Genomic DNA, 22,543 nt, shown 5'->3' with positions numbered 1-22,543 from the left:
ACTGCGCAACACCTGAGGAAGGATCAGCAGTGGGCTCGTTTCCCGTCCCTGTCCCCATATCGGTTGCCTTGTCCGTTCTGCGGGACTGCCGGGGCTGACCGCCGTGCCTGTCCCCGCCGAGCCGCACCCGCCGGTGGCCCTGCCTCCGAAGCCTCCCGCCGGCCCGGAGCCCGCGCTCCGGCCGGTGCGGTGGTTCCGGCCGACCATCCGGATACGGCTCACGCTGCTGTACGGCGGCATGTTCCTGATGGCCGGCGTCGTGCTGCTCGCCATCATCTACATGTTCGCGGCGAACACCCTCAAGGAAGGCACCCCGGAGTTCCAGGTCTTCGGTTCGGACATCAGCCTGGGCAACGTGAACTGCCGGGACCTTCCTGCGGTCGCCACGGTCGACGACATCAACGCGGCCATCAGCAACTGCCTCCGCGAGCAGCGCGCCTCGGTGCTCCAGACCTTCCTCAACCGTTCCCTGCTGGCGTTGCTGGGGCTGACGGTCGTCGCGTTCGCCTTCGGGTACGCGATGGCGGGGCGGGTGCTGTCGCCGTTGGGGCGGATCACCCGTACCGCGCAGCGGGTGGCAGGTTCGGACCTGCACCGCCGGATCGAGCTGGGCGGTCCGGACGACGAGCTCAAGGAGCTGGCCGACACCTTCGACGAGATGCTGGACCGGCTGGACCGGGCCTTCGAGTCGCAGCGCCGCTTCGTCGCCAACGCCTCGCACGAGCTGCGCACGCCGCTGGCGATCAACCGGACGCTGCTGGAGGTGCAGCTCGCCGATCCGGGGGCCTCGCCGGAGCTGGCGCAGCTCGGCAAGACGCTGCTGGCCACCAATGAGCGCAGTGAGCAGTTGGTGGAGGGATTGCTGCTGCTGGCGCGCAGCGAGAACAAGATCGTGGACAAGAAGCCGGTGGATCTGGCCGAGGTGGCCTCGCAGGCCGTCGACCAGGCCCGTACCGAGGCGCAGGCCAAGGGCGTGGAGATGCGCGGCGTGCGCCGGCAGGCGTTCGTCCAGGGCAACGGCGTCCTGCTGGAGCGCATCGCGCTCAACCTCGTACAGAACGCGGTGCGCTACAACGTGCCCCAGGACGGGTGGGTGGAGGTGACGACCGAGCCGCAGCAGGGCTGTGCGGTGCTGGTGGTCTCCAACACCGGCCCGGCCGTCCCGGCCTACGAGGTGGAGAACCTCTTCGAGCCGTTCCGGCGCCTGCGCACGGAACGCACCGGCAGCGACAAGGGCGCCGGCCTCGGCCTCACCATCGTGCGCTCGGCGGTACGCGCCCACGACGGCACCACCACGGCGACACCCCGCGAGGGCGGCGGACTGACCGTCCGCGTCGTGCTGCCGCTGTGAGACGGCCCGTACCCGGCCGGAAGACCGGTCGGGTACGGGCCGTCGGGCCGTGCACGGGCCGGTGACCTACTTCTGCCGGATGAAGAAGGTGTCCCCGGCGACATCGCTCACCGTGCAGTCCATGCCGTTGTAGCGGTCGACGAAGGTGCCGGTCAGGTAGGCGTACGCGTCGTACGCCTGATCGCCCAGGGGCAGCCCCTCCCGGACCCGGAACCGCAGTTGCACGTGGACGGATTCACGCGGCTTGAGCGTCTTGGGTCCCGGGACGGCGCCCGAGGCGACCTCGCCCTCCCGCAGCGTCTTCCACGCCTTCTGCGCCGGGTCCCAGTACTGCAGGTCGGCGTAGGGGCTCAGGTAGCGCTCGCCCGGGTTGTAGACGTGATTGCTCACCTTGGCGCTGAGGCTGAAGGACTTCATCTCCTTCTTCGAGGTGTTGGTGAGGGTGGCGTTGAAGGTGTTCCACTTGGTGCCGAGAGTGATCGACTGGGGTACGCCGAAGGACCGGCCCACGAACGCCTGGTTGTGGTGCCCGCCGATCTCGTGGCAGGGCGGCATCTCCTCGGCGGGAGCCGCCTGCGCGACGGGCGCCGCGGCCAGCGCCACCGGGAGCAGGACGGCCGTCGCCGCCGAGGCCGAAAGGGCACGGCGTATCTTCATGGGAACCTCTTTCTCGTACTTCTTCTTCGTGCGTTCGCGGATCGTGAGGGGCGCGGTCCCGCCGCTCACGCGGAGGCGTCCGTGCCGCCCTGGGCGGCCGCGCCCCGGCGCCGCCGCGAGCCGAACACGGCTCCCGCGCCGACGGCCATCGCGGCACCGCCGGCGAGCGCGACGGTCGGCAGTGCGGTGGCGGAGCCGGTCTCGGCGAGCCGACCGCCCTGCGGCCCGGCGCCGCCGTCGGAACCGGCACCGCCGTGCGTGCCGCTCTGTCCGGTCCGGGCCGCGTCGCCGCCCGGCTTGCCGGACTGGCCCGGCTTCGTGGCCGGGGGCTGCGTGGGCTTGCTGCCGGCGGGCAGGATTTTGAAGTCGGTGAAGGATTCCTTGGCCGAGCCGCAGGAACCGTCGCGGTTGCGGTAGTCGCCCGAGGCGAGCATGAACCCGGAGCCGGGCTTGGCGTTCTTCACCACACGGGTACGCAGCTCCAGCGTGACGCTCTTGTGCGCGCCGATCGCGAAGGAGCCGAACAGCTCCCGCGTGTCCGCTTCCTGGAAGGTCTTCCAGGTACCCGTCTTGCTGTCGCGGTACTCGGTCTCCAGCTCCAGCCACGGCCGGTCGACGTCCTCCGAGGAGGACACGTGCAGGAACGGCTGCACCTGCTCCATGGCCTTGCCGGTGGTGTTGTCGAGCGTCATGGTGAACCGCGTCCAGGCGCCGCCCGCGACCAACTGGGCGGGAACCTTGTCGACCGCCACCCGGAGCTGGTCGGACGCGAACGCGCAGGTCTGGTCCTGGTCCTCGGTGTTCTCGCTGCCCTTGGCGCCTTCGGAGCCCTTTGTGCCTTCACTGCCCTTGGGGGCCTTGCCCGCACCGGCGGCAGGGCCGGTACCGGGGACCTTGCCGTCCTTGCCGGCTTCGGTGCCCTTGCCGGTCTTGTCGGCGGGCTTGGTGTCCTTGTCCTTGTGCTCGCCCTCGTCGGCCGGGCCGGCCTTGTCCGGGTTCTCGGCTTCCGTGGAGCCGGCGGAGGCGGGGGTACGGACACCGGCCCCCGGCGCCGGCTCCGCCGCGAACGCGGCGGGCGCGGCCATGACGGCGACGGGTGCTAGTACGGCGGCCGCCGCAGCGGCCGTCAGGGCACGGCGTATCTTCATCCAGCACACCTCTCGAATCCCCATTGCCACTCAGGTGGCACGAGCATCTGTACACCTAGCCTGACGGCCGGTGCGGAGGAACGGTTGTGTACTCGACGCGCGGAAGTGAAGAGGTAGGCGAATGTTGCGTAGGCGAAGCCCGGGGGTTCGACGGTTACGTACGTAATCGCGGCCGGCACACCGTCACACGCGGAAACGCCGACCACTTCCCGGGCCCCCTACCGGCGGCCGTGGCAAGTGATCGGCGAACTCGACCGAAGCCGGACGGACTCCGGCTTCGCTGCTGTCCCGCTGCTATTCCTCCGTCATTCCTCCACCCGCAGGGCACCGGACGGACACAGCATCCCGGCTTCGAGGGCGGCGTCCCGGCTGTCGTCGCCGGGCTCCGGGGTGAGTACGGTGACGATGCCGTCCTCGTCCTGGTCGAACACGCCGGGCGCGGTCAGTGCGCACATTCCGGCGCCGACGCAGACCGCTCGGTCGGCGGTCACCTTCATCGGTTCCACCTCTTCTCCATCTCCTCTGTACGGGTCACCAGGTGACGGGAAGTTCGTTGACGCCCTGGATGGTGGTGCCGGGGCGCAGTTCCAGGCGCTCGACCGGGGTGGCCAGCCGCAGGGTGGGGATGCGCTCGAACAGCGCGGTCAGGATGATCTCCAGTTCGAGCCGGGCCAGGTTCTGGCCGAGGCACTGGTGGACGCCGTAGCCGAAGGCGAGGTGGTGCCGGGCCGAGCGGTGGATGTCGAAGGTGTCGGGATCGCGGAAGACGTCCGCGTCGCGGTTGGCGATGGAGTTGGTGACGATCACGCCCTCACCGGCCCGGATAAGCTGCCCGTCGATCTCGATGTCGGCGGTGGCGACCCGGCCGCCCGCGATGTCGGCGATGGCGAGATAGCGCAGCAGCTCTTCGACGGCGCCGGGGACGAGCGCCGGATCGGCACGCAGAGCGGCCAACTGGTCGGGGTGGTCGAGCAGGGTGATGACGCTGAGGGAGGTCATCGACGCGGTGGTCTCGTGCCCGGCGATGAGCAGGAGCATGGCGTTGGAGATCAGCTCTTCGCGGTCGGTCGTACCCTCCGCGAGCTGCCGGTGGACCAGCGCGCTGAGCAGGCCGGGTCCGGGCTCCGCCGCCAGGCCGGTGATCAGTTCGTCCAGGTACCGCTCCAGGTCGTCGCGCGCACCGGCCGCGTCCGCCGCGTCCGTGGACTGCACCAGGCGCCTGCTGGCGTCCTGGAAGAAGTCGTGATCGGCGTAGGGGACACCCAGCAGCCGGCAGATCACCATCGACGGCACCGGCAGCGCGAACTGGCTGACCAGGTCGGCGGGCGGCCCCGCCGCGAGCATCTCGTCGAGGAACCCGTGCACGATGCGTTCGACGTCCGGGCGCATCCCCTTGATGCGCTTGACGGTGAACTCGCTGATCGTCATCCGGCGCCGCTTGCCGTGCTCGGGCGGGTCCATGCCGATGAAGGCGGGCCGGCGGTCGCGCAGCGCCTCAAGACGCGGGGAGGTGAGCGGGAAGGTCGGGTGGGTACGGTCGGAGGACAGCCGGGGGTCGGCGAGCAGCTTGCGGGCGGTCTCGTGCTTGGTCACCACCCAGGCTTGCCGGCCGTCGTAGAGGGTCACCGCCCGCAGCGCGTCCGGCTCGTCGCGCAGCCGGGCGTAGGAGGCGGGTAATTGGTACGGGCAGGTGCGGTTGCTGGGGAAGGCGGGGGCGTCGGTCGTACGGAGAGGTGCTGAGGTCTCGGTCATCGGTCCCCTTGAAGGTGCTGACAGCCTCTTTAAAGAACGGTCAGTTCTCTAACTCGGAGGCTAGAGTGCTCCCTTAGAGAACGCAACGTCCTCTCGGCATCCTTTGCCCACTCCAAGGAGTCACGCTGTCTTCGAACGCCGACGACCGGCCCGCCCCGCCGGCCGCCGACCACCGCAAAGGGCCGCGGCGCCGCGGCGAGGAACTGGAACACGCCATCCTGATGGCGGCGTTCGACGAACTGGCCGAGGTGGGCTACGCCGCGCTGACCATGGAACGGGTCGCCGCCCGCGCCCGTACGAGCAAGGCCGCCCTCTACCGCCGGTGGACCGGACGCGCCGAACTGGCCCTGGACGCCTGGCAGGCACGCGGCCTGTCCGACGTCGAACTGCCCGACACCGGCACACTACGCAGCGACCTGCTCGCCCTGCTGCGGCAGGTGTCCGCCAAGATGGACAGCCCGATCGGCGGCATCATGCGCGGTCTGCTGGTGGACCTGACGCGTGACCCCGAGTTCGCCCGGCTGATCCGTGAACGCATCCACACCACCGGCCCGGTGGCGGTCCGGACCATCCTGCAGCGGGCCGTCGAGCGCGGCGAGGTCGAGGAGTGGGTGCCGGCCTCACGGCGGGCCACTGTCGCCACCGACCTGCTCCGCAACGAGTTCCTGCTCTTCGGGGCCCCCGTGGAGGACGAGACCATCATCGAGATCGTCGACGATGTCTACCTGCCGCTGGTCCTGGCCCCGGCCCGAGGCTGACGCCGCGCTCCGGCCGTCCTCGCGAGGAGCGGTGACCGCAGGCCCGTAGAAAATGTCGTGCCGCGCCATCGGCGGAGGCGGAGACTCGCTCCATGGCGGACATGTGCGCGTTCCGGGACGCGGTCAGCGGTTGGGCCGGCGGCGGCCCGGGCGGGCCCGCGAGCGATCTGGCCGTGCACCTGGGGGTGCGGACTGTGGTGCTGCTGGAAGGGCCGAGCGACCACGCGGCCGTTGAGGCGCTGGCCGCACGGCGCGGCCGGGACCTCGCCGCCGAAGGGGTGTGCGTCCTGCCGATGGGCGGGGCGATGTGCGTCGGCCGCTACGCCGGACTCCTCGGTCCGCCCGGCCTCGGCCTGCGCCTGGCCGGCCTGTGCGACGAGGGCGAACAGCGGTTCTACGAGCGCGGTCTGGCGGGGGCAGGGGTTCCGTACGCGGGCTTCTTCGTGTGCGTGACGGACCTGGAGGACGAGCTGATCCGGACGCTGGGCACGGCGAGGACCGAGGAGATCGTACGGGCCGAGGGCGACCTGCGGGCCTGGCAGACCTTCCTGCGTCAGCCCGCACAGCACGGCCGGCCCCGGCACCAGCAGTTGCGGCGCTTCCTCGGCACGAAGAAGGGCCGCAAGATCCGCTACGGCCGCCTCCTCGTAGAGGCCCTCGGCCCCGAACAGGTACCGGCCCCGCTGGACGGCCTTCTCCTGAGCCTGTGAACAGCGGGGCGGAGCCACGGCCGAGGCCCGAGCGCCACCGCGCATGACAGTGCGCTCAGGCGCCCCGCACCGCGTACCTGGCCTGGCGTACGTCGCTACGCGGTCCGAGCCGAGTCCGAGTCCGGGGCCGCCTCCGTAACCGGCAGCGACAGGTCGCGGAGATGCGCGTCCAGCACATCGACGCAGGTCCGCGGGGACAGACTCGCGGGGTGCAGCACCGCTCTGAGGCCGAGGCCGTCCAGGAGCGCCGTCAGCCGCTCGGTCTCGATGCCGATGTCGAGACCGGGCCGCAGCGTGCCTGCCGCGGCGAGCCGCGTGAGCACCCGGCGCACCAGGCTGTTCGTGCCTTCGGCGGTCCGGCGCGACAGGTCCTCGAAGGCCGGGTCGGTACGGGCCGCGGTGTTGAAGTCCAGGAAGACGGTGACCTCGGCGCGGCGGCGCTCGTCGAGCGGCAGGAGCTCGGCCAGGAACCCGGCGGCGAGCCGGAGCTGTTCGGGGCGGGGGTGCCGCTCCAGGTCTCCGATCTGCTCGACGTGTTCGAGCAGGCGTCGTTCCACCCGGTCGAGCATCGACTGCATGGCGAAGCGCATCAGATCCTGCTGGCTGTCGAAGTAGTGCCGCAGCGAACCGATGTTGAGCCGCGCCTCGTCGGCGACGGCACGCAGCGAGGTGCGCTGCAGACCTTCGCGGACGACGACACGGAACAACGCGTCGACGACGAGGCGACGACGCGCCTCCGGATCTACGTGTCGGGGCATACGGCCTTTCTATCACGCCTGTGATACAACGGATTTATCACAGGCGTGACACAACGAGGGAGAATGCTCAGTGGAGACGTACCTCAATCTCGTGCTCATCAGGTTCGGCCTGATCATCGGCGGCCTCCTGGTGCTGGCGGCACTGGTCTTCGCCATCGCCCTGGCCCTCCGGCGCAGGGGGCGGCTCGACGCGGTACGCCGCTGTGCGGACCCCGCGGTGAAGGCCGGACTGCGCGCCGCTGCCCGGCGGTTCGAGGGCGGTAAGGGTGGGGAGCCGGGATCGCGAGGGCGGGACGGCCGGCCATGACCGGCCCACGCCCGCGTCATGCCCCCGGTGGTTGTGCCGCACCGCGTGCCGGCCCGCCGATCGTCGTGCCCCAACCTCTCGTGGCCCCGTATTGATACGCAGGCCCCTCACCTGCGCTGAATCAAAACCCGCAACACCCCCCACGCACCGCAGTTGGCTGACAGGCGTCTTCTGTGGGTGAACGGGCGGGGCTGGGGTGGGCGGGACGTGATCGCGAGGAAAGGGGCAGGTACGGATGGGACGCCGGGAGCTTCCCTTGGACCCGACCGCCGGCCCCGTGCAGCACTTCGCCCACGAGCTGCGCACACTGCGCAGGGCGGTCGGCGGGATCACGTACCGGGTGATGGCGCAGCGGGTCGAGTGCTCAGCTCCGACGCTGTCGCGGGCCGCTTCCGGCGAGCAGCTCGCCTCGTTGTCCACGGTGCTGGCGTACGTACGGGCCTGTGGCGGGGAAAGGGTGGAGTGGGTGGAGCGCCGGCGCCGGGCCGCGCGCGAGGTGGCGGCCGTGCCCGTACCACCGGAGCAGGAGGAGGGGGCCGAGCCGCCGTACCGGGGGCCGGCCCGCTTCGAGGTGGCGGACGAGGAACGGTTCTTCGGCCGGGAAGCCCTGGTGGCCACCGTGGTGGACTGTGCGCTCGCGCACCGGCTGACGGTGGTGGTGGGTCCGTCCGGCAGCGGCAGGTCCTCGCTGTGGGACCCGCCGGCCGCCACCGTCCGGCAGTTCTACGCCGAAACCGCGCGGTGGGCGCTCGCCGCCGACAGTCCGGCCCGGTACCTGGTCGGCTACCTGGAGGGCCGGCCGGTCTGCTCGGCGGAGGTCTTCCTGCACGCCGGCGTGGCAGGGATCTACAACATCGCGACCCTCGCCACGCACCGCCGACGCGGCTACGGAGGCGCCGTCACGTGCGCAACGCTCCACGCCGCCCGCGACGAGGGGTACCGGACCGCCGTCCTGCAAGCGTCGGCGGACGGCGAGCCCGTCTATCGGGGGTTGGGATTCGGCACCTGCGGTTCATTCACCGAATACGCGATCGCTCCCTGAGCGGAATGTCGGGTCCACCGGCGTGTACGCGGGGCGCGAGGAGCGGTGGTGCGCCGGGCTGCATTCATGCGCTCCGTAAAACCGCCCGCCCGGAGGAGGTTACCCGTGTGGGTGATCGTGCGGCTGTCCGCGACGGGCCTAGGGTCGCCCCTGTCACGGATGACGATGAGGGGGAAGCTCATGTTCAGGAAAATGCTGCGCGGTGTATCCGTGGTCGTACTGACCTCCGCGGCTTTCGCGCTGCCGTCGGCCGCGACGGCGGCTCCGCAGGTCTCCGATGCCGCCGCCCGGGCCGTGTCCGCAGCTCCGGCGGCGGTCTACGGTCCGTACGCGAGCTACGAAGTCTGCTGGGTCGCCGGAAACCAGGGCCAGCAGGCCGGTCAGTGGCAGTCGTTCTTCTGCGCGCAGAACGGTACGACCTCGTGGTGGCTTTTCACCACTCCGTAGCCCGTTCTTTCCGGGCCTTTCGCCGGGCGGCCTCGTGCCGCCCGGCTTTCCTTTGCCCTTTCGGCCGTCAGTAGTGGTGTCCGCCTGGGAAATTTCTGGTCGCCCACAAATCCTGGGTGGGTTATCGACGTTTCCCCTGCCGGTGATGCCGCTTTCACCGGTCGCTGTGCGGCACGTGACCACGCTGTCGAGTCTCGTGCCGCCCTGAATTCCGGGCGACGTGACCGGTTCGCCTCCAGGAGAGACGGGCACCCGGGGAACAGGAACCGACGCTTCCCGGAGGGAGACCGTGACACCGTTCGGCAGCAGGGCGGCGCGCCTGGTGCGCGCGGCGGCCCGTGAACGCGATGACGCCCGCCTCCCGCAACGGCTGTGCGCGGCGATCCGCCACGGCCTGCCGGTGGACGATGTGTCCTTGTGTCTGGCCACCACCCCGGCCGATCGCCAACTGCTCGCGGCAACCGGGCCGGCCGCGCTGCGCCTGGAGGAAGTGCAGTACGAGACGGGAGAAGGCCCTGGCCCGGAGGCGGCGGCCACTGGCCGCCCGGTGCTCTATCCGGACGTCCGGGCACACCCCATGCCGTATCCGTTCTTCGCTCCCCGACTGCACGAGGAACTCGAACACGCCGCTGCCGTATTCGCTTTCCCCCTCAACCTCGGACCGCGCACCCTCGCCACGGCCGACTGCCTGCGGTACCAGCCCCTGCGCCTGGACGACCCCACGCTCGACGACACCATGCAGGTGCTGGAGGAGACGGCCGCCGTCCTGGCCGACCGGTGCCTGCCCTATTTCGCCAGGGACGCCCCCTTGCCCTGGCGCCCGGCCCGGCTCATCGACGATCACTGGGGTACTACGTACCGCGCTGCCGGCGCACTGGCCGGCCTCCTGAGCATCTCGGTCAGCGAAGCCCTGGCACGCCTGCGCGCGAGCGCCTTCACCACCGGCCGCCCCCTTCCGGCCCTCGCGCGCGAAGTGTTGAGGCGCTACCGCGAGGGACCACACGAAGAGGCGTAGCGTCGGGCGTTCTGAGACACGGCCGTAGACAGGGTGGTGCGCCGCGGCCCTCCCCATGGCCGCGGCGCACCTGGGCGTCCGGGGCCGCCGGCCGGCGGCCCCGGGGTGGTGGTCAGCGGCGGCCCCAGCGTTTGATGTCGATCAGGTGGCGGTGGCCGTCGTACAGGGTGGCGGTGTCGCGGTGGTTGTGCCAGACGTAGTCGCGGCGGCCCTGGTGGACGTCGCGCCAGGTGTCGTGGCCCTTGCCGGTGTGGACCCGTACCTCTTGGTGGCCGCCGAGGCGCAGGTGGCGGAAGTGGTAGGTCTGGTGGGTGCGCTCGCTGGTCAGGGTCCAGCCGTCGAGGTCGACCGCGCGGCGCCCGGTGTTCTTGACGGTGACCCACTCGGCGTTCAGGGACCGGTTGGAGCCGTCGTCGCGGCCGGGGCTGTCGGCCTGCACGGCGCCGATCACGACGGGGGAACGGTGCTTGGCCGGCAGTGTGCGCGCGTCGGTGGCGGCGGCGGGCAGCGCTGCGGTGGCGACCAGGGCGGCCGAGCCGAGAGCGACGGCGGCCGTACGGGCGGAACGGAACATGACGAACCTCCTGCGGGCGGCCCCGCACCCAGCGGGACCGGTGTGACTCGATGCCCGGACTGCTGCCGGGCGGACATCACTGTGCGCCCGCTCGGCGGCCCGTGGCCGAAGAGGCGACCGTCCTTTACACAACACGGACATTCGCACACCCGCGCCGTACCCGTGGTGTACGCCTCGGCGCGTGACCGGCCCTCGCGCGCCCCCGGCGCACTGCCGCGCATACGCCGCTGACCTGCGGATGTGGTGCTCCAGGTGCCGATGGGGGTGGTGTTCCGTACGGGCGTGCAGGGGCGTCGCGAGCCGAGACGAACGCATGTCCACGCGGAGGAGGGTTCGTACGGGAGCCGCGGCAGGCCGGAGAACCGTTTCGGTGAACGGGTGCGGGAAAAGTCGTGCGTTTCCTTCGGGCGGATCACTCGTTTGGTCGGATACGACGCGCTCAGCACCGCTGCCCGTCTCCGTCGCGGTTGACCAACGGAGCGGGAGTGACCGGGTGTTCGCCCTCCGGGCGGCGCTGCCCGGTCCCGGGTGCTGGGCGGTATCCCTTTCGGGATGCGGGTGTCCGGTCAACGGCGGGCGCCCGGTTCGTCACCTTCGGAAAGATGAAGGGCCACACGTGCAACACATCCTGAAACGAAGCGTGCTGGTCGCCGCGACGGCGACCGGGATGCTCACCGGCGTGGGGGCGAGTGCCGCCCACGCCGACGCCGGTGCGCAAGGGGCCTCCGCCGGGTCTCCGGGCGTGATCGCGGGCGGCGTGCTCCAAGCGCCCGTGCACGTGCCGGTGAACCTCTGCGGCAACACCGTCGACGTCATCGGCCTGCTCAACCCCGCGTTCGGCAACACCTGCGCCAACCCCGGCGGACACCACCCGTCATCCGGCCACAAGCCGCCGGGGCACCAGCCTCCCGGTCACAAGCCCCCCGGTCACAAGCCTCCGGGGCACAAGCCGCCTGGACACAAGCCTCCGGGGCACCATCCGCCCGGCAGCCACAAGCCTCCGGGGCACCATCCGCCCGGCAGCCACAAGCCTCCGGGCCATCAGCCTCCCGGGCACAAGCCCCCAGGTCACCAGCCTCCCGGTCACAAGCCTCCGGGTCACCAGCCGCCCGGCAGCCACCAGCCTCCCGGGCACAAGCCTCCGGGTCACCAGCCGCCCGGCAGCCACCAGCCTCCCGGGCACAAGCCTCCGGGTCACCAGCCGCCCGGCAGCCACCAGCCTCCCGGGCACAAGCCTCCGGGCCACAAGCCTCCGGGCCACAAGCCCCCGGTCACCAGCCGCCCGGCAGCCACCAGCCGCCCGGACACCAGCCCCCTGGCCACCAGCCCCCGGGCCACCGGCCTCCCGCGCACGAGACTCCCGGCACCCCGGGGCCGGGCGGTCACCGGCCGCCCTCCGACCCCCGACTGCCCGGTCAGCGGCCTCCGGCCGAGGTCGCCGGCGCGGTGGACTCCCGGCCCGTGCCCGTGGCACACCACCACCAGCCGTCGTCCGCGGCCGCACCCGCCGGAGGCAAGGGGTGGCAGGTCGACCACAGCGTGCAGGACGCCCAGCGGCCGGCACTCGCGCACACGGGAAGCAGTCAAGCCGGTGCCACGGCCGCCACGGGCGCGGCGCTCCTGCTCGGCGGTGTGGTGCTCTTCCGCCGCGGCCGTGCCTCGCGCGCGTGACGTCCCGGCGCGTCTGACGTCCTGACGCGCCTCCTCCACCAGCCGCTACGGCGGTTCCCGGCCCCGTCCGGGAACCGCCAGGGCGAGGACGCCGACAGCCCGCCCGCGCCTTTCCCAGCGGCTGCCTCCCCACCCGTAACCCCCGTAGCGTCCGCCGTACCCGTAGCGTCCGCAACGCCCGCCCCAACGATGACCTCCACACCGGGGCAACGACCGTGCGGCGCGGCGGGCAACGCGCCCCGTCGCACCCTTCACACGACCGGCACCGGGTCTTCTCAGGTGTGCCCCACCGACGGGTCGGGGAAGAGCGTGCCCCGTCCGGATGCCAGCTCGGTCCGGTGCCAGGTACGGCCGTCCTGGGCCAGCGCCCGGACGGCGGCGGCCGTGCCCGCGAAGACGGGCAGCAGCGAGCCGGTCGCGGTGCGCTGGATGAGCTTGCGTACGGCGGGAGGCGGGCCGGCCAGCAGCAGCGCACCGCCGACCGTGTGCAGCCGCATGGCCTTGCGGACCAGGATGGCCAGCGCATCGATGGTCAGCCGCTGGACCGCCGACACATCGACGATCACGGTGGGCACCGTGGCCCGGCGGCGGATCATGGCGGCCAGGCACTCCACCGTGTCCCAGGAGCCGTCGGGCAGGAGGAGCAGGTGGTAAAGAGCGGGTCGGGTCAACAGGGCGGCGGCCTTCCGTACACAGAGTTGGACGCCTCGAACCCCAGGAGCGCGCGGCCCCTGACGGCCCAACGCGCTTACCGTGCCTTTGGCATACCCGCACCCGCCGACACCACTCCGACCCACCGGCACGACTTTTCCTACGCCCACCAGGCGAACCGGCACCGGCCCGCCCCGTCCCCTACGGGAAACTTAGCTGAGCGGCCGGATGTCGACACCTATCCAGTCGTCCTGGCTGTAGTTGTACACGTTGTCGACGAGGAACAGGCTGACCAGTCTCTTCCCGCGGGCCCAGGAAATCTGCCGCTCCGGAGGGTCCGACTGCACGGCCGGCGGCGTGGCAAGCGGTGTGCCCAGCCGGGCCTGGAGCAGGTGCGCGGCACGGTCGTAGCAGGCGAGGAATTCCTCCCGCGTGGCATGCGCCTTGTACACGCCGTCGGAGGGCAGCGGGTCGCCCCACAATTCCCGCGGGTCGACCGGCTCCTCGGTCATGGAATCGGTGAGCCCGATCGCCGCGTAGGCCAGCGGAAAAGCGAGGAAGGAGTCCTCGTGGCATTCCGGTTCGTCGCACGCGACGCTCCGGTCGTCGGTTTTCGAGCAGCCCGGGTATTCGCCCAGCAGTATGTGCCAGGACAGCGGGTCCGGGTCTCCGAGCGGCCAGTGGTCCAGCCATCCGACGGCGGGTTCACCGCCGGTGGCCGGGCGGGCCCAGCCGCGGCGCTGGAAGGCCGCGTCGAAGGCATCGCAGCACCACGGGACGTCAGCGAGTTCCAGCAGGTGGTCGAGGTAGGCGGGAGTGAGCGGGAAGGACAGCATCGACATGAGGTCGAACCTACTGGAGGGCAGGTAGGCCATTGACGCCACGGACGTACGGGAGCCGTACCGGGCGCCGCGCCGAAGCGCCCTCCCGCGCTCTGCTGCCGTTCGCTGTCGCGGCCGTCCCCCGTACACGCCGTTCTTCCAGAGGCCGGACTCCGGCGTGATGCGGGACAGTAAATCCCGGGCAGACACCGACACCAATATCACTCCAACACCAACAGCGACGTTGACGGAGGACGCTATGGACGCGCACTACGCCGCGGGATTGATGCGAGCCGCTGACGGCCCGTGGGTGCGCCGTGAGGCGCTGGTCCACGGTGACCGGCGGTGGACGTACGGACAACTGGCGCGGACCGTCCGTGGCATCGCGGCCGTCCTGCGTTCCTCGCCCGGCGCGCAAAGCGGCGTCGCCGTCCTCGCGGACAACCGCCCGGAGGTAGTCGCCGTCCAACTCGCCACCCATCTCCTCGGACACCAACTGGCCCTGCTGGCACCCGGCGCGACCAACGCCGAACGGGAGGAACTGCTGCGGCACGGCCGCCCGGGAACACTGGTCTTCGCCCCCGGTCATGCCGAGTCCGCCAGGGCCTTGGCCGCGGCGGCAGGCATCGGGGAACTGCTGTCCCTGGGCCCGGCACCGTCCTGCCGAGACCTGGCGGCGGAGGCCGCCGCGCGACCGGCCGAACCAGGCCCGCCCGCGGTGCCCGCCGACCGCGTACGGACCTTGCTCTGCACGGGCGGCACGACGGGCCTGCCCAAAGCGGTCGTGCACACGCACGGCCTGTACGACGCCCTGGCCGGGCTCGTGGGCAACCACGGGCTGGCCGTGCCCGGTGAACGGCGGCTGGTGTGCACGCCCATGAGCCACATCAGCGGGCACTTCGCGCTGCCCACCCTCCTGTCGGGAGGCACCTTGGTGCTCCACGACGGATTCGACGCCGGCGCGGTGCTGGAGACGGTCGCCGCGGAGCGCATCAACGCGCTGGTGCTGACCTCGCCCCTGATGTACCAGCTCCTGGACCACCCGGCGCTCACCGTCACCGATCATTCCTCCTTGCGCTGCCTCGGCTACGGCGCCGCGCCCACCCCGCTGCGCCGTCAACAACAGGCCCTCGACTGTCTCGGTCCGGTGCTGCAGCACATCTACGGTCTGACCGAAGCGGGCGTGGTGACCTTGCTCCAGCCCGGCGAACACCACGCCGACCGCCCGCAGAGCCTGGCCGGGGCCGGCCGCCCGGTCCCCGGTATGAGCGTCGAGGTACGCGACGAGGACGGACGGCGGCTGCCGGCGGGCCGGGCGGGGGAGGTGTGGGTCCGTGGCCCGAGTGTGATGGCGGGCTACCTCGGCCACCCCGAGACCACGTCGGAGGTGATCCGGGACGGCTGGCTGCGTACCGGGGACATCGGCAGTCTGGACGCGTCCGGCACCCTTTTCCTGAAGGCCAGGAAGAGCGAAGTGATCATGCGCGCTTCGGGGCTGCGCATCTATCCACGGGTCGTGGAGGAGGCGTTGCTGAGCCACCCGGCCGTCCGCGCGGCGGCGGTCTTCGGCGTCCCGGACGGCGGCGACGGCGAGCGGGTGCACGCGACCGTCGCCCCGCATCAGGGCGCCGCCGTCGACCCCGCCGCCCTGGGCGCCCACGTACTGGCCGCGCTGGGCCAGGACGGCATGGTTCCGGAGTCCGTCGACATCGTCCCGCGCCTTCCCGTGACCCGTAACGGCAAGATCGACAGGCAGGCGCTCAAGAACAGGGCGGCTCCGGACGGCTGCTGACGTTGCGTCAGGTGCTTCGCGGACTCCGAGGCGGACAGGCAGGGCCATCGGTGGCCCCGTGGGCCCGCCGAATGACGTGGACCAGCAGATCGTGAGGGGGACGGCTGCAACGGAACGGCTGGTTCACCCAAGCAGACGGCTGGAGCGTTCCGGCAGCCCCTGGGCGAGGGCGTTCGGCAGCAGGCCCAGTGGTGGGGAGCCCAGGGCGAGGACAGCGCTGTGGAAGCGCAGGGGGGAGTAGGCGTCGCCCCAGCGTCGCCGGGCTTCGTCCCGTAGGTCGCGCAGGGCCAGCTTGCCCCAGGTGTAGCGACCGTAGGTGGGATCGAAGGTGGCCCGCTCGGCCTCCGCGCGGGCGGCCCGGCCCGACAGATAGGTGTCCGCCTCGAAGCGCCGGGCGGCTTCCGGTACGTCCATGGCTCCGGTGTGTACACCGATCGCGCAGGCGAGCCGGGTCACCCTGATCAGTGCTTCCATGCAGACGCCGATGGTGAAGCGGGGGTCGGCCGCCCGGAAGCCCTCCTCCACCATCAGCTCTTCTCCGTAATGGGCCCAGCCCTCCATGAAGGTGAGGGACTGCAGGATCCGCCGGACAGGACTGCCGGCCCTGCGCAGGCTGCGGGCGTGCGTGAAGTGCCCGGGGACCACCTCGTGTGCCGTGACGGCGGGAAGCATGGCCGGGCTGAAGACGGCCAGCCACTCGGCGGCGTCCTCGTCCTTCCACTCGGGTCCCGGCAAGGTGATGTGGTACCAGGAGGCAGCGTCGGGCTCCTCGGGGGCGGCGAAGCTCATCATGGCCCAGGTGTCCTGGCGTGACGGTGGTGTGGGGCCGACGAGCACCTCGCCGTCGAGGTGCGGGAGGAGCGACCGGCCGCGGGTGAAGGCCATCAGTTCGTCGGTGACGGCCCGCGCCCGGTCCAGTACGGCGTCGGCCGGCGGGTGTTCCCGTACGAGATCGCGTACGAGGTCGTGCGGGCGGCGGCCGGGAGCCAGCCGGTGGCATGCCTCGCGCAGCAGTGCGCGCAGCCGTTCCGCCTCCTGGTCGGCACGGTCGGCCAGCCGGGGCAGGCTGACCTCGATCCCTTCGGGGGCGCCCATGAGCAGGGCGAGGTCCCGCTCGCCGAGGGCGGAGCGCGGGTCGCCGTGGTCGGCCGCGTGTTTCAGGCAGGCCATCAGCCGCCCGTGTGCGCTGCGGGCGCGTACGGCGATGTCGGTGCCGGCCAGTTCGGGCGGGATGACGGCGGTGAGGCTGTCGGCCGTGTCGAGCACGGCGCGGGCCGTGGGGGCGTCGACCTGGTCGAGTGCGCGGACGGACGCGTCGATCGCGTCGGGCCAGTTGGCGAGGTGGGCACGCTTGGCGCGGTCCCGGTCGGCGGCCGGTGCGTACTCCCGGTCGTAACAGCAGACGTCGAGGTTGAGCAGGTGCGGGAGCGGGTTGCGGCGGTGCATCTCCAGGTCGCCGTAGACCGTGCGCAGGCCCGCCTCGAAGATGTGGAGGTGTGCGGCGTCATGAGCGTCGGGCGATCCGGGATGGTCAAGTGGTTCGGGAGAGTCGGGCGGGGCGAGGGAGGAGGGCGGTTCGCGGGGGCCGGGGGCGGGGCCGCCGAGCGCGGCGAGGCCGGAGCGGATGCCGTCCGGGGAGAGGTCCTGTACGTGGCCGTCGTATTCGTGCAGGCCGGCTTGTTCACGTACCAGCTCGACCATCAGATCACACACCGCGCGCAACCGAGCGTCCATGGCCGCATATTCCTTTCGGATATCCCTCTCAGATGTCTCGTGACCGACGCCCGTCGACGATCGCGGACGTTCACGGGCGATCACGGACGTTCAATGAATGGCCGTACCGGCGAGCAGTGCACCCTCCCTGCGGGCCACTTCCAGCAGAATTTCGATCATGGGTTCCGCCGCGGGCGCGTGCCGTCCCTCCGGAAGTGCAATGTACACACGCCGTGGCGGAAATCTTCCCGCCAGGGAATGCAGGGCGATTTTTCCACTGCTGCGGACCGCGAGCAACCCCGGCACAAGTGTGACACCGGCCGACATTTCCACCAGCCGGCTGACGGTGCTCCAGTCCCCGACCTGGAAATGGATATGCGGAGCGAACCCCAGCGCCCTCTCGAATTCCGGCTGCGGGCCGAGGCAGTCCGGATGGGCGCCCTCGATCCACGATTCCTCGGCCAGGTCGTGCAGTTCACCCCGGGAGAACCCGCCACGGCCGGCCCGGCGGTCACGGGCGACGGCGATGTACAACTCGTCCTCCAGCAGTGGCAGGACGTCCAGTCCGCAGGCCTGTTCACCGGTGAGGTCCCAGTCGGTGACCAGCGCGATGTCGATCAGCCCGGCCCGCAGGTCCGCGGCGTGGTGGCGGGTGGTCCAGCCGGACAGCGAGAGCCGCACCTGCGGATACCGTTCGGCGAAGCGGGCCAGCGACTGCGGCAGCAGATACGCGTTGACGCCGGCGAAGCCGCCCACCCGCAGCCGCCCGCCACGCAGCCCGCTCATCGCCCGCAGATCCTGCTGGACGGCGACGACCTGGGACAGGATGTCGCGGGCCCGGTCGGCCAGCAGCGCGCCCGCGTCGGTCAGCCGCACGCCACGGCCCAGCCGCTGTACGAGCTGCGCGCCCACCTCGTGCTCCAGCGCCTCGATCTGCCGCGAGACGGCCGGCTGGCTGAAGGACAGCGCCCTGGCCGCGGCCGACATCGACCCCCGGTCGGCTATCTCGACGAGCACCCGCAGACGATGAAGGTCGCGCATGCCCGGAAGGTATAGCAGCCATCCGGAACCCGCAATTATGCTCTTGCGCCGGATTCCGCGATCTCGGCGAGTGCGCGTAAACGATGAAGGTCACGCATGCCGGGAGGGTATAGCAGCCATGCGAAACCTGCAATTGTGCTTTTTCGCCGGATCCGGAAATCTGAAGACGGCTGTCCTGCTGGGCAGTCAACGGAAGCAGCGGAAGGGGATGTTCCATGAGTGTCACACCCCGAAAATCATCCGAGCGGGGTGCCGCAGATATGGCGGTGCCCTGTAGGCAGTACTCCTGGACTCCGGAAGTCCACGACTTGTACGGTGACCCGGAATCCATCCTGCGCAAGGTGGACGCGCTCAACATGGAGCTCGCCGAGCGTCGCATCTTCGTCCTCCTCACCGAAAGCGAAGGCCGCGCCCAGCTCCGATTCTTCGAGCAGGTGGAAGGCAAGAAGTACGCGATTTCCGCCTGGAGCGGCGGGTCTCTCGACGGCGCCGGCGGAGCGATCGGCGACACCATCCTGAAGAACAAGGGAATCAACTGCGTCGGCGAGCAGGTACGCGGCCTGCTGGCCAGGTTCCCCATGGTCTCGCCCACCACGGTGCCGGCGCCGGCCAACGCCCGGGCGGCGTTCGCCCACACCATCCGCGCCCACGGTGAAGACACCTTCATGCGTGCCACGTTCGCCCTTCTGTGCTGACATCAGCGGAACAGCGCCGATCCGGCCGTCCCGGCCATCGCGGGGGCGGTCGGGTCTTCGTGCGCCTGTGGGCCGCGACGGCGGCGGCGAACCTCGGCGACGGTCTGGTGCTGGCCCTGATCCCGTTGCTCGCCGTACAACTGACGGCGTCCTCGGGCCTGGTCGCGGGGGCGAAGCTGGCGCACACGCTGCCCTGGGCGGTGGCGCCGCTGGCGGTCGGTCTGCTCGTCGACAGCATGGACCGGCGCCAACTGATCATCTTCTTCGACCTGTTCCGCGCGGCGGCGCTGGCCGTCCTTCTGGCCGCCCTCCTGCTCCACGCCACCGCCCTGTTCGTTCTCTACGCCCTCTACCTGGTCGCATGCTGTCTGGCGGTCGGCGAGGCCGTCGCCGACATCGCCACGACCGCACTCGTCCCCTCGGTGGTGCCACGCCACCGGCTGGAGTGGGCCAACTCCTGGATCCGGGGTACGGAGTCGGTACTGAACGAGTTCGTGGGGCTGCCGCTGGGCGGGCTGCTGGTCGCCGTCGGCCCGGCGTGGGCGGTCGGCGGCGCCGGCGGACTCTATGCCGCCGCGGCCTGCGCCATGCTGATGCTGCACGGGAAGTACCGGCCGGTGGTCCAGGACGCGTCACCTGACGGGCTCGACGGGCGCAGGCGGCACCTGCTCACCGCGGGCTTGAGAATCCTCTGGCGCAACCGGCCGTTGCGCACGCTGACACTCATGAGCACGGTCATGGCGGGCTGCTGGAGCGCCTGGCTCGCCGTACTGGTCGTGTACACCGTCCAGGGTCCGGTCGGCCTGTCCCCGTTCGGCTACGGACTGCTGCTGACGACTCTCGGCGCCGGCGCCGTGCTCGGCGCCGCGTTGGCCCCGCGCCTGGCCCGCACGCTGGGTGTCCGCTGGATCCTGGTCACGGACGTGGTGGCCGGCGTCGTCATGCTGGGCGCCCCTGCCGTCAGCGCCGACGTCGTGGTGATCGCCTTCGCCACGTTCCTCGGAGGGGTGGGCAGCGGACTGTGGAACGTGGAGGTCATCTCACTGCGCCAACGCCTCACCCCGCAGGGCCAGTTGGGCCGGATCAGCGGCGCCATCCGGTGCCTCGGCTGGGGCGGTATGCCGCTGGGCGCCGCGCTGGCCGCCGGGCTCGCCGAACTGACCGGCCCACGCCCGGTGTTCGCCCTGGCTGCCGTGCTCACCGCACTCACCCTGATCCCCCTGCTCCGCATCCTGAACACGCCGGCCCTGGACGCTCCGGCACAGGAGCCGTCCCCGGCCGCCGGGAAGTGCTGAGCCGTCCCGGCCGGTGCCGTCGGGGACCGCCGGGGTTCTGGCACAGCCGGGCGTACTTGGGCTGCCTGGCGCGTCAGTATCGGTGGATCGACGCGAACGCGTCTGGCAAGATCAGCTTGTGGTTCGCTCTCTGGTGACCTTGAGCAGGATCGAACTCGCAGACTGGCGAGCCGTCCACTCCTGGGCTTCCCTCGCCCAGGTCTGCCGCTTCCAGGCTTGGGGGCCGAACACGGAGGAGCAAACGCGCACGTTCGTGGCGACTGCGGTCGATGCCTGGGCACGCTCACCTCAGCAGCGGTTCGTGTATGCGGCGCGTGTCGAGGGCGACGTACTCGGCGTAGGTGAGCTCCACGTCCGGAGCCGGGGGCAACGTCAGGGCGAGATCACGTATGCCGTGCATCCTCGGGTCTGGGGACGAGGCGTCGGAACGGCGATCGGGCGGCAACTGCTTGAGCGAGGGTTCACGAATCTTGGGCTCCACCGCGTCTATGCCACTTGTGACCCGCGCAACCTCGGATCGGCACAGGTGCTCCGCAAGCTCGGCATGACGTGGGAGGGACGTCATCGTCACACCGCGCTGATCCGGGACGGCTGGCGAGACTCTGACATGTTCAGCATCCTCGAAGATGAGTGGCGCGAGAAGGATGGACTGGTTTCTTACGAGTAGCTGACGCGCCCTCAGAAGTGTTCGTGCAGAGGCGAGCTTGTGTTGCTCCGCGCCGGCCCACCAGCATGCGCGTGCTCACGTCCACCGCCCGTCGGCCTCCCCCTCCACCGGCGGTACGCGGTGCACGAGACCGAGGACATCGACCGGATGTACCCGCGTGCCGAGGTGACCGAGCCCGGCGCGGACGCCCGCGGCGGCCCGTGCGCCGGCCTCCCGTACGGCCTGGTCCAGCGGCCGGCCGTGGGCGAGCAGGCCGGCGGTCAGGGCGGAGTGCGCGCATCCCACGCCGTGTTCGGCCGCGTTGTCGTGCCGTTCGCTGGGCAGGTGCGCGTGCCGTTCGCCGTCGAAGAACCAGTCCCCGCTCTCGCCCGGCCCCGGTGTGATGACCACCGTCGGCGCCCCCAGCCCCGCGATCGTCTCGGCGAGCTCCCGGCGGGAACCGTCCCCGCCCGCCAGCAGACCGGCCTCCCTGCGGTTGGGTGTGATCACCACCGAGGACGGGAACAGGTCGCGGATCACGGCCTTGGTGACGTCCGTGTCCGCCGAGAGCCAGGAACCGGCGGCCGTCACCATGACCGGGTCCACGACCACGGGCACCCCATGGGCCGCGAACCCGGCCAGTTCGGGGGCGAGGGCCGCGAGGAGTTCGGGGCTCCAGGTCGTCCCCACCTTGACCGCGGCGATCGGCAGGTCGTCACGTACGGTGCGCAACTGAGCCGTCACCGCCTCCACGGGCACGGGCCAGCGGCCGGTCACCCCGCTGGTGTTCTGCGCCGTGATCCCGACGAGGACGGTGGCCGCGTAACAGCCCACCGAGGCAAATGCCTTGATGTCTCCCTGGATTCCCGCGCCTCCGCTGGAGTCGCTGGAACCGATGGTCAGACAGACCGGAACGCCGGCTGTCATCGGTGCCCCCTTCCGGAGCGATCGGTGCGGTGGTCCGAGGTGGCCTGAGGTGGTTCGCGGTGGTCTCTGTGCCAGTGCGTCGAGGGCAGTGGTGCCACCGGTGCGTGACCGAGCCGGGGACCGGACGCGGTGTTCCGTCCGGCTTGCCTTCCGTCTCGGCCCGTACGCCGGACCGGCCGGCAGGTCAGCCGATGGTGGTCCGTTCGCCGCTGCGCGCGAGAACGCGGTCGACCGCCGTGTCCAGATGCGCGTAGATCTCCGTCGGGTCGGCGAACCAGATGAATTCCACGTTCGCCTGATTCTCCAGACCGGTGACGAGGAAGGTGTGCTTCTGTTCCTTCTCCAGCATCAGGACCATCGGTTTCCGCAGCGCGCTAGCCCAGCCGATCTCCACGTGGGTACCGGCCGACGCCGGAACTCCGGGGAAGGCGATGAACAGGTCGGAGCGGCTGATCTCCAGGTAGTCCCGTTTGGTGGCCTCGGCCGCCGTGAGGAATTCCGCGCCCCACGCCTCGCGTCGGTGCGCGTTGTACACCGTGGCACCGCGCTGTTCGAAGTGCTCGATGAGCCGGTGGAACTTCAGCCGGTCGGATTCGGACATCAATCCGGTCTTGGGGTCGACGAGCTGAAGGAAGGGGCCGCCCACGAATACCTCGCGCAGGGCGGTGGGGCGCGTAGCGGTGCTGTCGGATGTCATGCCGTCCTCCATCGGGAGTTCAACTCACCGGGCCGAATCCTCCGGCGCGGTGTTGCGGGGTACGTCTTTCAGGGA

Annotated in this window: 24 protein-coding genes and 1 pseudogene; 13 read left to right on the top strand and 12 right to left on the bottom strand. The window is 70.9% G+C overall.

The window, feature by feature from the left end; translation table 11 throughout:
• Positions 1–103: 103 nt before the first annotated feature.
• Positions 104–1,351: a sensor histidine kinase gene (locus tag EJG53_RS02870; RefSeq protein ID WP_125043436.1), complete on the top strand. Its 1,248-nt coding sequence runs from the start codon at positions 104–106 to the stop codon at positions 1,349–1,351.
• A 66-nt stretch (positions 1,352–1,417) separates the two neighbouring features.
• Here EJG53_RS02870 and EJG53_RS02865 read toward each other — a convergent pair whose 3' ends face one another.
• The 4 genes from EJG53_RS02865 to EJG53_RS02850 all read right to left on the bottom strand — a co-directional run bounded on the left by EJG53_RS02865 (position 1,418) and on the right by EJG53_RS02850 (position 4,908).
• Entirely contained in the window at positions 1,418–2,008 is a 591-nt protein-coding gene (locus EJG53_RS02865; protein ID WP_125043435.1) for a hypothetical protein, read from the bottom strand.
• A gap of 65 nt (positions 2,009–2,073) precedes the next feature.
• Complete coding sequence (locus EJG53_RS02860; protein WP_125043434.1) at positions 2,074–3,156, bottom strand: hypothetical protein; 1,083 nt, start codon at positions 3,154–3,156, stop codon at positions 2,074–2,076.
• 305 nt (positions 3,157–3,461) lie between these two features.
• Complete coding sequence (locus EJG53_RS02855) at positions 3,462–3,653, bottom strand: ferredoxin (protein WP_125043433.1); 192 nt, start codon at positions 3,651–3,653, stop codon at positions 3,462–3,464.
• Between the two features lie 34 nt (positions 3,654–3,687).
• Positions 3,688–4,908, bottom strand: a complete 1,221-nt coding sequence (locus EJG53_RS02850) for a cytochrome P450 (protein WP_125043432.1) — start codon at positions 4,906–4,908, stop codon at positions 3,688–3,690.
• A gap of 221 nt (positions 4,909–5,129) precedes the next feature.
• Here EJG53_RS02850 and EJG53_RS02845 point away from each other — a divergent pair, with 221 nt between their 5' ends.
• Together EJG53_RS02845 and EJG53_RS02840 are read left to right on the top strand one after the other, a co-directional pair.
• Positions 5,130–5,666: a TetR/AcrR family transcriptional regulator gene (locus EJG53_RS02845; RefSeq protein WP_125043431.1), complete on the top strand. Its 537-nt coding sequence runs from the start codon at positions 5,130–5,132 to the stop codon at positions 5,664–5,666.
• 92 nt (positions 5,667–5,758) lie between these two features.
• The gene (locus EJG53_RS02840) at positions 5,759–6,376 is read left to right on the top strand and encodes a TOPRIM nucleotidyl transferase/hydrolase domain-containing protein (RefSeq protein WP_125043430.1); all 618 of its coding nucleotides are present in this window, start codon (positions 5,759–5,761) and stop codon (positions 6,374–6,376) included.
• 95 nt (positions 6,377–6,471) lie between these two features.
• Here EJG53_RS02840 and EJG53_RS02835 read toward each other — a convergent pair whose 3' ends face one another.
• Positions 6,472–7,134 (bottom strand): TetR/AcrR family transcriptional regulator, encoded by a 663-nt coding sequence (locus EJG53_RS02835; protein ID WP_125043429.1) that lies wholly within the window; start codon positions 7,132–7,134, stop codon positions 6,472–6,474.
• Between the two features lie 70 nt (positions 7,135–7,204).
• On the opposite strand from EJG53_RS02835, the gene EJG53_RS02830 reads away from it, so the two are divergent.
• From EJG53_RS02830 to EJG53_RS02815, 4 genes are all read left to right on the top strand, one after another.
• Positions 7,205–7,441 carry a hypothetical protein gene (locus EJG53_RS02830; protein WP_125043428.1) on the top strand — a complete coding sequence of 79 codons (237 nt, stop codon included), beginning with the start codon at positions 7,205–7,207 and terminating at the stop codon, positions 7,439–7,441.
• Between the two features lie 256 nt (positions 7,442–7,697).
• The gene (locus tag EJG53_RS02825; RefSeq protein WP_244954946.1) at positions 7,698–8,483 is read left to right on the top strand and encodes a GNAT family N-acetyltransferase; all 786 of its coding nucleotides are present in this window, start codon (positions 7,698–7,700) and stop codon (positions 8,481–8,483) included.
• Positions 8,484–8,663: 180 nt separating this feature from the next.
• Positions 8,664–8,930: a hypothetical protein gene (locus tag EJG53_RS02820; RefSeq protein WP_125043426.1), complete on the top strand. Its 267-nt coding sequence runs from the start codon at positions 8,664–8,666 to the stop codon at positions 8,928–8,930.
• A 289-nt stretch (positions 8,931–9,219) separates the two neighbouring features.
• Positions 9,220–9,945 (top strand): GAF domain-containing protein, encoded by a 726-nt coding sequence (locus tag EJG53_RS02815; RefSeq protein ID WP_125043425.1) that lies wholly within the window; start codon positions 9,220–9,222, stop codon positions 9,943–9,945.
• A 112-nt stretch (positions 9,946–10,057) separates the two neighbouring features.
• Here EJG53_RS02815 and EJG53_RS02810 read toward each other — a convergent pair whose 3' ends face one another.
• Entirely contained in the window at positions 10,058–10,519 is a 462-nt protein-coding gene (locus EJG53_RS02810; RefSeq protein ID WP_125043424.1) for a lamin tail domain-containing protein, read from the bottom strand.
• 238 nt (positions 10,520–10,757) lie between these two features.
• Here EJG53_RS02810 and EJG53_RS43785 point away from each other — a divergent pair.
• Both EJG53_RS43785 and EJG53_RS42090 read left to right on the top strand, forming a co-directional pair.
• A pseudogene (locus EJG53_RS43785) lies at positions 10,758–11,363 on the top strand (chaplin); the annotation flags it as partial.
• Positions 11,364–11,980: 617 nt separating this feature from the next.
• Positions 11,981–12,190, top strand: a complete 210-nt coding sequence (locus tag EJG53_RS42090) for an LPXTG cell wall anchor domain-containing protein (protein ID WP_167514990.1) — start codon at positions 11,981–11,983, stop codon at positions 12,188–12,190.
• A 275-nt stretch (positions 12,191–12,465) separates the two neighbouring features.
• Here the strand turns inward: EJG53_RS42090 and EJG53_RS02795 are convergent, their stop codons facing one another.
• Both EJG53_RS02795 and EJG53_RS02790 read right to left on the bottom strand, forming a co-directional pair.
• On the bottom strand, positions 12,466–12,861 hold the full coding sequence (locus EJG53_RS02795) for an STAS domain-containing protein (protein WP_244954945.1): 396 nt from the start codon (positions 12,859–12,861) through the stop codon (positions 12,466–12,468).
• Between the two features lie 192 nt (positions 12,862–13,053).
• Complete coding sequence (locus EJG53_RS02790; RefSeq protein WP_125043422.1) at positions 13,054–13,683, bottom strand: hypothetical protein; 630 nt, start codon at positions 13,681–13,683, stop codon at positions 13,054–13,056.
• Positions 13,684–13,921: 238 nt separating this feature from the next.
• Between EJG53_RS02790 and EJG53_RS02785 the strand changes: the two genes are divergently transcribed.
• A complete protein-coding gene (locus tag EJG53_RS02785) occupies positions 13,922–15,454 on the top strand; it encodes a class I adenylate-forming enzyme family protein (protein WP_125043421.1) in 1,533 nt (510 codons plus the stop codon).
• A 123-nt stretch (positions 15,455–15,577) separates the two neighbouring features.
• On the opposite strand, the gene EJG53_RS02780 is transcribed toward EJG53_RS02785, so the two are convergent.
• Both EJG53_RS02780 and EJG53_RS02775 read right to left on the bottom strand, forming a co-directional pair.
• The gene (locus EJG53_RS02780) at positions 15,578–17,188 is read right to left on the bottom strand and encodes a DUF885 family protein (protein ID WP_125043420.1); all 1,611 of its coding nucleotides are present in this window, start codon (positions 17,186–17,188) and stop codon (positions 15,578–15,580) included.
• Between the two features lie 90 nt (positions 17,189–17,278).
• Positions 17,279–18,208 carry a LysR family transcriptional regulator gene (locus EJG53_RS02775; protein WP_125043419.1) on the bottom strand — a complete coding sequence of 310 codons (930 nt, stop codon included), beginning with the start codon at positions 18,206–18,208 and terminating at the stop codon, positions 17,279–17,281.
• 341 nt (positions 18,209–18,549) lie between these two features.
• On the opposite strand from EJG53_RS02775, the gene EJG53_RS02770 reads away from it, so the two are divergent.
• The 3 genes from EJG53_RS02770 (at position 18,550) to EJG53_RS02760 (ending at position 20,865) form a co-directional block, all read left to right on the top strand.
• Positions 18,550–18,903, top strand: coding sequence for a hypothetical protein (locus EJG53_RS02770; RefSeq protein WP_125043418.1), 354 nt, complete (start codon positions 18,550–18,552; stop codon positions 18,901–18,903).
• Positions 18,904–18,962: 59 nt separating this feature from the next.
• The gene (locus EJG53_RS02765) at positions 18,963–20,198 is read left to right on the top strand and encodes an MFS transporter (RefSeq protein ID WP_167515029.1); all 1,236 of its coding nucleotides are present in this window, start codon (positions 18,963–18,965) and stop codon (positions 20,196–20,198) included.
• 133 nt (positions 20,199–20,331) lie between these two features.
• Positions 20,332–20,865: a GNAT family N-acetyltransferase gene (locus EJG53_RS02760; RefSeq protein WP_244955577.1), complete on the top strand. Its 534-nt coding sequence runs from the start codon at positions 20,332–20,334 to the stop codon at positions 20,863–20,865.
• Positions 20,866–20,940: 75 nt separating this feature from the next.
• Here the strand turns inward: EJG53_RS02760 and EJG53_RS02755 are convergent, their stop codons facing one another.
• Together EJG53_RS02755 and EJG53_RS02750 are read right to left on the bottom strand one after the other, a co-directional pair.
• Positions 20,941–21,771, bottom strand: coding sequence for a PfkB family carbohydrate kinase (locus tag EJG53_RS02755; RefSeq protein WP_125043415.1), 831 nt, complete (start codon positions 21,769–21,771; stop codon positions 20,941–20,943).
• A 184-nt stretch (positions 21,772–21,955) separates the two neighbouring features.
• A complete protein-coding gene (locus tag EJG53_RS02750; RefSeq protein ID WP_125043414.1) occupies positions 21,956–22,468 on the bottom strand; it encodes a nucleoside 2-deoxyribosyltransferase in 513 nt (170 codons plus the stop codon).
• Positions 22,469–22,543 lie beyond the last annotated feature (75 nt).

This window comes from Streptomyces chrestomyceticus JCM 4735 (assembly GCF_003865135.1).
In the GTDB taxonomy this organism is placed as follows: Bacteria; Actinomycetota; Actinomycetes; order Streptomycetales; family Streptomycetaceae; genus Streptomyces; species Streptomyces chrestomyceticus.
Note: the sequence above shows the minus strand (reverse complement) of the source record. Positions and strands in the feature narration are given on the sequence as shown.

Coding starts and splice junctions, on each gene's coding strand:
- EJG53_RS02865 (WP_125043435.1), bottom strand. CDS start 2,008: ATGAAGATACGCCGTGCCCTTTCGGCCTCGGCGGCGACGGCCGTCCTG.
- EJG53_RS02860 (WP_125043434.1), bottom strand. CDS start 3,156: ATGAAGATACGCCGTGCCCTGACGGCCGCTGCGGCGGCCGCCGTACTA.
- EJG53_RS02855 (WP_125043433.1), bottom strand. CDS start 3,653: ATGAAGGTGACCGCCGACCGAGCGGTCTGCGTCGGCGCCGGAATGTGC.
- EJG53_RS02850 (WP_125043432.1), bottom strand. CDS start 4,908: ATGACCGAGACCTCAGCACCTCTCCGTACGACCGACGCCCCCGCCTTC.
- EJG53_RS02845 (WP_125043431.1), top strand. CDS start 5,130: ATGGCGGCGTTCGACGAACTGGCCGAGGTGGGCTACGCCGCGCTGACC.
- EJG53_RS02840 (WP_125043430.1), top strand. CDS start 5,759: ATGGCGGACATGTGCGCGTTCCGGGACGCGGTCAGCGGTTGGGCCGGC.
- EJG53_RS02835 (WP_125043429.1), bottom strand. CDS start 7,134: ATGCCCCGACACGTAGATCCGGAGGCGCGTCGTCGCCTCGTCGTCGAC.
- EJG53_RS02820 (WP_125043426.1), top strand. CDS start 8,664: ATGTTCAGGAAAATGCTGCGCGGTGTATCCGTGGTCGTACTGACCTCC.
- EJG53_RS02810 (WP_125043424.1), bottom strand. CDS start 10,519: ATGTTCCGTTCCGCCCGTACGGCCGCCGTCGCTCTCGGCTCGGCCGCC.
- EJG53_RS02790 (WP_125043422.1), bottom strand. CDS start 13,683: ATGTCGATGCTGTCCTTCCCGCTCACTCCCGCCTACCTCGACCACCTG.
- EJG53_RS02785 (WP_125043421.1), top strand. CDS start 13,922: ATGGACGCGCACTACGCCGCGGGATTGATGCGAGCCGCTGACGGCCCG.
- EJG53_RS02780 (WP_125043420.1), bottom strand. CDS start 17,188: ATGGACGCTCGGTTGCGCGCGGTGTGTGATCTGATGGTCGAGCTGGTA.
- EJG53_RS02775 (WP_125043419.1), bottom strand. CDS start 18,208: ATGCGCGACCTTCATCGTCTGCGGGTGCTCGTCGAGATAGCCGACCGG.
- EJG53_RS02755 (WP_125043415.1), bottom strand. CDS start 21,771: ATGACAGCCGGCGTTCCGGTCTGTCTGACCATCGGTTCCAGCGACTCC.
- EJG53_RS02750 (WP_125043414.1), bottom strand. CDS start 22,468: ATGACATCCGACAGCACCGCTACGCGCCCCACCGCCCTGCGCGAGGTA.